Below are 10,166 nucleotides of genomic sequence, written 5' to 3' on the forward strand. Positions count from 1 at the left end.
GTTCTTTTCACGGCTAGGCTTCTAACATCTAACTTCTTCATAAATCCACTGATCATTTTTTGTTCTTCATTCAATTGTTCAAATAAATTCTTAAGAGAGGTTGGATCAGTTAACCTGATCTATTCATGAATTATAGTATTAAGCTTGAAGTTTCAAAAGTGTCATCCCGTCGCGTAACGGGATCTATTTCCATAAAATTAAAAAGCATAATTGTAAGTATAAAATAGTTGCAAAATAGATCCCTTCTGGATGACAGTGATAAGGTTTATGAATTATCCAAGTTAATTTGTTGCTGCTTTAAAAATCAGCAATTGCGTTTCCAGTTCAAACGCCGCACCTAAGGCTATTTCTAAAAATCGCTTAAAATCTTTATCACTTTCGCGACTGCTGCCTTCTGCAATATTGGAAGGAATTGAAATGGCTGCCCTTTTCATCTAACTTCCTAAGTCCTACTGGATTCTGTTTGGTAATTTGATTTTTTGAATTTGAGATTTATTTGTGATTTGTTATTTTATTCGTCATCGTCAATCGTCAATCGTCAATCGTCTATCGTCTATCCTCTATCTGCCTAACTACTGTATTATTTTCACTTTGGATCGATTCCTCAACGTCTCAAACCCTTTAATGATTAACCGCTCATTCAGTCGTAATCCGTTGGTGACCTCAACCTCGGTTGGATTTTCCAATCCTGTTGTAATAACACGTTCTCGGGCTGCACCTCGTTCGACAATAAAAACTGTCTTTCCTCTTTGTTTGGCCAGAAGAATGTCTTTCGGTATTACGATCACACTGTCTTTTCTTGCTATGATCACTTCTGCTTTGACAAACATTCCCGGGCGCATCAACCAATCCAGATTATCGATGGTTAGCGATGTTTTGAAAGTGCGAGTATCCGGATCGATCGCAGGCGAAACCTGGGTAATTTTACCCATCAGAGTATCATCAGGTAATGTGTAATTTATTAAACGAACCGATTGACCTAATTTTACATCATTGAGGTATTTATCAGAAAGGTTAACATTCATGTACAAGCGGCTGTAATCCATGATCTTAACCATCAACAAATTCACATCAATCCTGGTAGCGTTGGTATAATATGGCAATTCCACAATGACACCACTAAACGGCGCTTTTATTTTCATTTTGGCCAACTGGATGCCCGCGTTCTCGTAAGAATACTTGGCGTTGATGTAATCCATTTCAGCATTTTTTAATTCACGAAGGGTTACACCACCTTTATCATAAAGTGATTTTTGCTTGTCGAATTCCCGTTTCGAAATGTCTAAATTAAGCACCTGAGATTCGAGTTTGATGTTATTCTCAAATTCAGCATCTTCCAGGTGAATGATCTCCTGGCCTTGTTCCACTAAATCTCCCAGGGCGTAAGGCAGGCGTGTTTTAGGATTGGTTAATAATTTGTAATAGCCGGAAATTTCAGACTTTAAAGTTACTTCCTCAGTTGAATATACCGTTCCAGTCGCATCGATATATTGTTCGATAGGTTTATTTTTGATTTCTTCTACTGACACCGGAATAGAAATCTCAGTATCCAATGAGACTTCATCCGAAGCGCATCCGGCTAAAATAATAAAGCTGATAAATAAGCAGAAATTCCTTTTATACACTATAAGCTCCTTACCTCTCAAATAAATCTACAATTTTCAACTCTACAATCATACTGTCATGTTTGTGTCTTTTTAGATCAACACAGTACTACCACTGTGTCATCCCCGAATGCTTACCTGTTAAAAGCGTACGGGCACAAGTTTATCGGGATCTAAGGTTTTGTGAAACAAGATTCCCGCTTAAAGCATGCGGGAATGACAGACCAATAAGATCATGAAATTATTCTGCAATAAGTGGAATCAAAATGACATTAAATTTGATTTATATTTCTTTCATTTTTATTCAGTAGTTTTCCGAATTTACAATCTATCTGGAGCCACAGATCTGTTCTTCTCGAAATCCCATAACGACTGGATTTTCAAATTCAATAACTCGATTCTATAATTTATTAAAGCATTGACTAGTGCAATTTTCTTCTCAGAAAGTTGGGTTTGAAACAAATTCAAATCCATACTGGTGAGATCGCCATTTTCATAACGTTCACGATTAATTTCATAAGTCAGCTGGGCATTTCTTTCATTTTGCCGCGCAATTTCAATTTGATTTTCCAGGTTTTGCAGATTTCGGTAAACACTCCTGATCGCAATGATGATATTGTTCTTCTCATCTTCTAATCCAAGCTCGTTGGCCTTAACCACCGCCTCGACAGATTTCATACGTGATTTTTTTTCACCCCAATCCCACAATGGGATTTCCACTGATAACGCAATCTGCTGGCTGTTTGTGGGATTCGAATAGATATCGTTAAATTGCTCATTGTCGCCAAAAAGTCCAACCGATAAAGATACATTTCCTTGAAATTCGTTTGTCGCCGATGTTCTGATCAAATCAAATTGTGAGTTTTCTATATCGATTTCCCTTTGTCGCAGCTCCATCCTTTTGCTAATTCCATGATCGATGGCTTTCTGTAATTCGACCTCTACTGACACGTGAGACACATCTGCAATCACCGAAATTTCATCAAACAACGATATTCCAATGAGTTGCTTAAATTGATCTTTTGCATTTTCCAACAATACTTGCTGGTTTTGGTAATTGGATTTGCTGGTTGCAAGATTCAATTCCGCCTGGTAAAGCTCTTCTTTTGCTGAAATTCCCGCATCTACTTTATTCTTGATGATCTCATAACTGGATTGCTGGTTGATGTATTCTTCATTGGCTATTTGCACGCTCATCTGGTTTTGAAACACATTATAAAATCCTTGCGTCACATTTCTCTCCAAGGCCAGCTTCTGAATCGAGTAACTTAAAGATGCATCTTCTAAATTCAACTCTAGTGCCTGTAAATCAAGTTTCGTTCTGTTATAAGTAAAGATGGGCTGATCGAAGCTCAGAAAAAAATTATTAGTGAAGGATTTTGTTCGTACACCCTGAAAATCACTAAAGGCGTCTTGCCAGGAAAATCGGTTGACCAAGGACAGAGTACCATCCGACCATTTGATAGGCTGGGTGATCCTAAACGTTCCCAAAGATTGCTTGGTTTCGCTGGTACTCCAGATAGAAAACAGGCTATTGAACTGCCGATCTCTACTGAAATCAAACGGTGTTACCGACAGGGAAAAATTCGATTTCAGGGCAGCATTTTGTGCATTCAGTGATTCTCGATTTCTTTCCAGATTTAAGAATGAGCGTTTGATATCCGGGCTATTTTCCGAAGCGATATTTAGAGCATTTTCTAATGTCAATACTGTTTGGGCAGAACCAGAGTTAGATAAAAATAGTGCCATAAATAAAACAAAATGAACCAAAAATAGGTCCACGATAAACTTGTGCCTGTACGTTTTTACCGGGTAAGCGCTCGGATGTGACATTCTTAGGATTTTTGAACATCGGTTACCACTCCATTTCAAGCTAAATAATACTCCTTCCTTGTTTTCACATAACCTCTTATCTTGTAGATTTAAGATCATTTTTATCAATTGCGACCTATCCTTTCACTATATCTAATTCCATGCACGTCGAGGAGTTGCGTTTGTCCCGAGCAAGGTCGATGGCAACTCCACGATGCAAGTCCACTGCGCAATGGAGTTCAACTCTGTCGCAAGCTAAGGTGATTTTGTGCTATCTTTTAGAATCATCTCTTCACCCACTTAACAGCATCCGCAATGACGATTCTGCCTTCTGAATTATTGGTTAATTCAACTTTTGCTGAATCGGCTGAAAAATAATAAGTCCCTAAAAAATTCCAGCCATTTTCAACTTCTGCTAAGTTTATTATTGGCTCATCGACGCCGTCATCATGATACACCAGAAACTGATATTTATCCTTTGTCTGGTTTTGGCTCTGCCCCCTAAATCTTCTTTGTCTGATGTTTACAGTATAACTATAGACGTCATAATTCCCGCTTTCCGGCAAAACAACATTCCATGCAACTTTCTTATCGCCATTGCCCGATTCGATATAATAAGCGGAGTGAATATATCTGCCATAAAAATTTGATTGTGTCGTTGCCTGCCATTTTTTAGAGGGTTGAAAGAATTGAATACCGGCGTATTTTACTTCACTTTGAGAAGACATATTCTTGACTAATCCCTGGAGAAAACTTTGCGAAGATGTATTAAATATCTTAAAACCGGGATCTTCATTATCAACGATGATTTCGTCTGAAGCTGTTGGTGAGATGGAATAGTCGAGGATTCGTTGGCCATCGAATGGTTTTGCCGATCGTACCAATTCAAACTCGTCAAAAAACCTGGTCAAAACAGCAGGCAGGTTTTGAGAGATTAATGTATTGATGGTCATTAAACGCGGCATGTCGTCGAGAACGATACCAATTTCTTTGGTTTCATTAGCACCTATTTGAATGATTTTTTCAATAGCAGGTTGGCTGCCTCCGCCACCAAAGCCACGCCCACCACCGCGTCCACGGCCGCCTCGATCACCTCCACCGAATCCACCCCTGCCAGAGGTTCGAAATGAGGCCACCAACAATCCTCCTACCGGTTCAGGATTTGTAACCTTAAATTTTACCTGGTATCGGGTTCTGTCGATATCCAGAACTTTGTAACCAATTACATCGCTGACTAAGAATCCAGGTAATTGCCTATCGTTAACCCATGCTTCTATATCTGCTGCTAAGTCCAATTGGAAACGTTCCTGTAACATCCCATTGAATGTCTCGAAATCCAATGCTTGAAATTTATATTCAGCCAATATTTCATTTAGGAAGTCCTGAAATTCTTCCGTTCCAATTTTACCCTGAATCAATGTAAAAAGATAATTACCCTTTGACTTTAATGCATTGTAAGCGACTTCCCGATTTGATTGGTCTGACAACAATTCGATCAAACTTTTATCCATAAGTGCCAAATTGGCTTTTTCTTCATCATTCAGTCCGGTCATTCCTCGCAGGAAAGTACTGGCAAGATTATTTGATCCACCCTTTAAATAAGTTTCAAAGGCGATATTTAAAATCGGCCAACGTTCGGATTTCAGATGGTTCACAAATGTGTAGTAGTTCGGATAAATCGAATAATCGTTTTCAGAAATATCCGGACTGCCAAAGAGAATCGGTGCGGTTGCAGCGGTAATTGTGGCTCCTGCCGTAGATCCCTGGTTATTACGGCCACCACCTTGCCTGCCTCTTCCAGCAAAGGCGCCTCGCGCTAAGAAAAATCGTGAAAGATTTGCGCTATTGGAAAATGTCGAAAGTACGAAACGATTAAATATTCTTCTCTGTATCTCCTGGGGAAGTACGGCCTGGTTACTGCGCTCAATTCGTCTTTGTTCCTGGCGTAATCCTTGTTTGAAATCAGCTCCAGTGAGGAGTATGCCATTTTCCGGTAGCCATACCATTTCCGGCTGTACTGTCTCGCGGCTGATGGTCCACATTCTTGCGTAGGTCCTGAATTGAATAGGAATTTCCACAAGTGATAATCTCGGAAACGGGTACGCCAGGTTCAGATCTCGCTCATAATCCTGCTTGAGTTCGCTGATAATAGACGCAAGAGTATCTCCCAGCTCATCAAAATAGGGCATAAAATAATTATGTCTGTTTAATGTAAACAAATTGAAATGAACGGAATCAACCATTATGGAACGCTTTTCATAAGGACCAATAACCAAAGACAATTGCGTTAACGGATTCTCAGGTTTGAATGAGTATTTACCATTTTCAAGCCTTGTCCCCGCTCCCTGGGATATCACAGTTAATGCGTTTTTCGTCTCGACAGTCAATTGAAATCGGACAAATTCCTGATTGTGGTACTCGGGATGATTGGAGCTATATGTAACGCCAGGAATTGGATACCACAAGTTTTCGGGCGAAAGAAGAACGTAATCTGCAGAGACGAAAGCATAACGCTTATCCACATTAATAATGCCCAAGTGAAAGTTCTTTTCCCGTACGGCGTTTTCTACATCTAAGTAACTGGCTTCCTCATTAATTGTACCGCTATAACTGATTGTTAATGAATCCGTTGTCTGAGGTAAAAGCTGCTCGAAAGGAGTAACCGACAGTATGTGCATTTCCCTCGTAAAGTCTAACTCTCGTGAATCCGCCTTAACCCTCTGCACAGTTAAGCCGGGATTAAGACTGAAAATGTAGCGATCGATGATTTGAGATGTGTTATTTTGAATGATTAGATTAGCTTTTACCTGGATTCCATTACCTGCGTGGATTAAATCGATGTCAGAGGATAGAGTCGAAACAACAGGCTCATCATAGAGTTTGTTGTTGATTTCAACCATATCTTGTCGCAGATTTTTACCTTCAGAAAATTTTGACACATATATATTTGCCATCGTCAAACCTGCAAAAAAGAATAGGATAGAAGCTACCAGGGAAAATCGAGTTAATAGCCTGGATTGCGGCAATCGTTTTAACAGGTAGACAGTCGCAAAGATAAAACTCAGCCCCAGAAAAGTATAAATCCCGCGATGGAGGAGGATACTATCCAGGTTGCCAAAGCCTATGAAATCTGAATACAACAATGGCACATTGAATGCCATATAATCAAATAAATGATAGAGTTTCTGATCGAATAAAAAAAGAGTTGAGGCAATATAACCCAGAAGCAGAATGAACGTAACAGCTTGGTTACGGATCAGGGACATAGTCAAAAAGGATAAGCCAAAAATATAAATCAGTGTCGGAATACTGAGTAGCAAAAGATAATAGATGTATGGCATTGGATTAAAGGGTACATCAGTGATAAGAAGATTAAAAATAGCGGAAATTAGCAACACAGCCAGATTCAATAATGCAAAAACAAACAAGATACCAACGGTTTTGCCGAAAACGTAATCGCCGTTTGTCATTGACCGCATATAAACGACTTCGGTGGTGTCAAGCTTTTTATCCCTCTTCAAAAAATCGGAAGCCAGGAAAACTGCAATAACTGCCTGCACAACATTTAACAATAATAAGTTCATATAAGGAATAGAGGAAGGGATTCCACGAAACATCCATCGAGCAAATCCAATATCCGTCAAAACGAGCAGGTTAAGAATAACCAGGGTGACAATTGAAAACACCGCAAAAACACGAAAAAACCAACCCCTTAAAAGCGTCTTGATTTCATATCGAGCAACTGTCAAAATGTTAAATATAGACAGCATGGTTTAATTCCTTTATAAAGTTAAATTCTACGAATGTTATATTCTGAATCATTGCTCCGAGCAGGTTAAAAAGGTAAGTATGACAAAATCAAGCCATACAGAGCGGAGCCGAAGAATGTTATTCTTTAGAAAGTCGTACCACCCTTCAACCCCGAGCTCAGGGTGATTTTAATTGACTTTCTGATCAATACCAAACTCCATAAAATAGACATAAGCATGCTCCAGATTAGGCTCGATCTTTTTGCCTTTATAGCCATCGAGTTCATCAGCAACCAGCTGAACTTCCCAACCTCTGTCTGTAGGGACTGTTGAAATCACTGGGAATTTTTCTTTCAGGGTCTCCAGCTCATTGTCCAATGCATCAACTTGCCAGACATGATCTTTTGCTTGCTCAATTAACTCATCCGGTGCTCCCTGGAAAACGATCTCACCTTCATTCAACAATGCCATATTGCGGCATGTGCTTGAGATATCTCCAATAATATGAGTAGATAGGATGATGATGATATCTTTCCGGCTCATATTGGCAAGCAAGTTTCTGAATTTTATTCTCTCTTCGGGGTCCAACCCTGTTGTCGGCTCGTCGACGATCACCACTTTAGGCTCTCCAATCAACGCCTGGGCAATACCCAACCGACGTTTCATCCCCCCCGACAGTTTATTTGCCTGTCGATCCCGGACATCAAAGAGACCGACCTGTTCCAGCAATTCATCCACAGCATTTCTACGCTTCGCTTTTTCTTTTAATCCTACCAGGCGAGCGACATAATCCAAAAACTCCCAGGTTTTTAGTTTCGAAAAGGAATGAAATTCTTGCGGCAGGTAACCTAACATGGCGCGAATTTCACGTCGATTTTTCTGTAAATCCAGATCGTTCACTTTTACAACCCCTGAAGTCGGTTTTATCAGGGTTACTAATATCCGCATCAGGGTTGTTTTGCCGGCGCCATTGGGCCCTAATAATCCAAACATGCCACTATCGATCTGTAAATTGATGTTTTTTATTGCATGATTTGTGCGGTTGTAAACTTTGTTTAGGCCTTCGATTGTGATCTTCACTATTGTTTTTACTCTTAAACTTCTTTTAGATTTTTATTTTGACTTCAGCGTAAAATTAACATGTATGCAAAGCTAAGTCAAGCCTTAACTAAGCAAAAAATAATTGATAGCAACATTATATACGGACATGAATACAAACTTGGTTGGCATTGCGTTCAAAGTTTGGGATTAGCGGCGTTATAGTGGGATAGGATGCAGGACTTCAGGGACGGAATAATAAAAACAATGAACCAGTGTTAACTAACCTGCATTAACCATGATCTAGATGTTCATTTTTAGACAGGATAAACAGGATTATCAGGATAATAATCTAGTATATCTAGTTAATCCTGTCAAAAAAGAAAATACAGCTAATAAAAAGTTTGTTCAAAAAACAAAGTTTCACATCAGTACTTGTTATTTTTCAAAGTCTGGCCCATAATCACTCTTACTGTCCCTTCTAAACGGTGTTCATCACAAAATTCTATTCTAATCAGGTATTTGATAGTATTAAACCCAAAATACGCTGATAAATTATTATGAACCTATTTATTTCCATTAATGTAATGGTATGAGAATAAATCATAAACAAAATTTCATCCGGAGGATTTAATGAAAACACTAAACATAAAATCCACAATTCCTAATTTAGTAAAGCCAGCATTTGTATTTCTGTTGATGATACCGGCATTGTCCGCGTGTAAAAAGTTAAACCTGGAAAGTCCCTCATTGGATCGGGAGATTATTATTGATGGAAATTATGATGATTGGTCGGGTCAAATGCAGTTATTAGAAAAGGATAAAATTTCGGTCGGATTGATGAATGATGCGGAATATTTATACCTTAGTTTAGTAACAAACGATCGCCAAATTAGAAGCCAGATGATGTTTATGGGTTTTACCCTCTGGTTAGATCCACTAGGCGGCAAGAAAAAAACTTTTGGCATCCGTTTTCCAATAGGAATGACAGAATCCGGGATGTCCATGCGCGAAATGAGGGAAGAACGAAACCAGGCACAAATGGAGGATATTTTCTTCCAGGCAATGTACGAACTGGAAATCCTTGGACCTGATGATGGAGATCGAACGAGACTTGGAGTTTCGGAAATTCAAGGATTGGAAGTGAAAGCAAATCCATCACGGGGAAGTTTTGTTTACGAACTAAAACTTCCATTAAAAGCAGAGGGTTTATACAATTATGCAATCAATATTGAACCGGGAAGTCTAATTGGGATCGGTTTGGAAACCCAGGAAATGGACCGGGGAATGATGGGTGATCGAATGGGTAGCGGTGGCATGGGTGGCGGACGAGATCGTATAGGGGGTGGAGGAAGGCGTGGTGGTGGTGGACAGGGAGGTAGAGGTGGTGGGATGGGTGGTTCTGGTGGTAGAGAAGCCCCACAGCCATTGAAAGTTTGGGCGGTGGTGCAATTAGCCTCTGAATAAATTTGAGTAAAAAATCATTTGTAGTAAAATCAGGTGACAGGATTGCTCAAATGATTTTATGCCCGATAGCAAAAGGAAAACTTAAAGAGGTTAAAAATCTCCCTAAGACAGCAAGAGGTAAAGAAGGTTTTGGCTCGACAGGGAAATAAAAGATATAGAATCCGAAATCCTGAAAAAATCCGAGCAATTAAATGAAGTTTCAAAGACAATGGCGCTCAAGAAATTAAAGAATATTGGCGGCGCAGATCTGGATTACATACGCTAAAAATGAAGCTGAACCTGCCTAAAGAAAGGGAATATGTCGGCACAGCCCCGCTATGGAAAAGGATTGCCGCGTTTTTTATCGACCTGTTCATCATAAACTTTGTTCTCCTGATCCCATTCAGGCCTCTGCTTAGGGTATTGGTTCAGGAAGAATCAGGCTTTTCTCAGATGTATTCTTACCTCAGTTCTAATCCTTCTGTTGTTGAAATCATAACAGCAGTATCTCTTACAA

General features: G+C 39.5%; 7 protein-coding genes and 1 pseudogene. 3 read left to right on the top strand and 5 right to left on the bottom strand.

The window, feature by feature from the left end; translation table 11 throughout:
• Window positions 1-281 precede the first annotated feature (281 nt).
• The 5 genes from IIC38_18435 to IIC38_18455 form a co-directional block, all read right to left on the bottom strand.
• Window positions 282-434 (bottom strand): four helix bundle protein, encoded by a 153-nt coding sequence (locus IIC38_18435; GenBank protein MCH8127905.1) that lies wholly within the window; start codon window positions 432-434, stop codon window positions 282-284.
• 138 nt (window positions 435-572) lie between these two features.
• Window positions 573-1,628, bottom strand: coding sequence for an efflux RND transporter periplasmic adaptor subunit (locus tag IIC38_18440; GenBank protein MCH8127906.1), 1,056 nt, complete (start codon window positions 1,626-1,628; stop codon window positions 573-575).
• Window positions 1,629-1,925: 297 nt separating this feature from the next.
• Window positions 1,926-3,353: a TolC family protein gene (locus tag IIC38_18445; protein MCH8127907.1), complete on the bottom strand. Its 1,428-nt coding sequence runs from the start codon at window positions 3,351-3,353 to the stop codon at window positions 1,926-1,928.
• Window positions 3,354-3,700: 347 nt separating this feature from the next.
• Window positions 3,701-7,186: a hypothetical protein gene (locus IIC38_18450; GenBank protein ID MCH8127908.1), complete on the bottom strand. Its 3,486-nt coding sequence runs from the start codon at window positions 7,184-7,186 to the stop codon at window positions 3,701-3,703.
• Between the two features lie 168 nt (window positions 7,187-7,354).
• Window positions 7,355-8,245 carry an ATP-binding cassette domain-containing protein gene (locus IIC38_18455; GenBank protein MCH8127909.1) on the bottom strand — a complete coding sequence of 297 codons (891 nt, stop codon included), beginning with the start codon at window positions 8,243-8,245 and terminating at the stop codon, window positions 7,355-7,357.
• A 591-nt stretch (window positions 8,246-8,836) separates the two neighbouring features.
• Here IIC38_18455 and IIC38_18460 point away from each other — a divergent pair.
• From IIC38_18460 to IIC38_18470, 3 genes and pseudogenes are all read left to right on the top strand, one after another.
• The gene (locus tag IIC38_18460; protein MCH8127910.1) at window positions 8,837-9,670 is read left to right on the top strand and encodes a hypothetical protein; all 834 of its coding nucleotides are present in this window, start codon (window positions 8,837-8,839) and stop codon (window positions 9,668-9,670) included.
• A pseudogene (locus tag IIC38_18465) lies at window positions 9,667-9,819 on the top strand (dUTP diphosphatase). Before IIC38_18460 ends, IIC38_18465 begins: the two are co-directional and overlap by 4 nt.
• 118 nt (window positions 9,820-9,937) lie before the next feature.
• Window positions 9,938-10,166: RDD family protein (locus tag IIC38_18470; protein MCH8127911.1), on the top strand; the 229-nt coding region annotated here is incomplete at its 3' end.

Source organism: candidate division KSB1 bacterium, assembly GCA_022566355.1.
Taxonomy (GTDB): domain Bacteria; phylum Zhuqueibacterota; class JdFR-76; order JdFR-76; family DREG01; genus JADFJB01.

What these genes read in the sequence shown, in the direction of transcription:
- IIC38_18460 (MCH8127910.1), top strand. Translation starts at nt 8,837, where the DNA reads ATGAAAACACTAAACATAAAATCCACAATTCCTAATTTAGTAAAGCCA.
- IIC38_18435 (MCH8127905.1), bottom strand. Translation starts at nt 434, where the DNA reads ATGAAAAGGGCAGCCATTTCAATTCCTTCCAATATTGCAGAAGGCAGC.
- IIC38_18445 (MCH8127907.1), bottom strand. Translation starts at nt 3,353, where the DNA reads ATGGCACTATTTTTATCTAACTCTGGTTCTGCCCAAACAGTATTGACA.
- IIC38_18450 (MCH8127908.1), bottom strand. Translation starts at nt 7,186, where the DNA reads ATGCTGTCTATATTTAACATTTTGACAGTTGCTCGATATGAAATCAAG.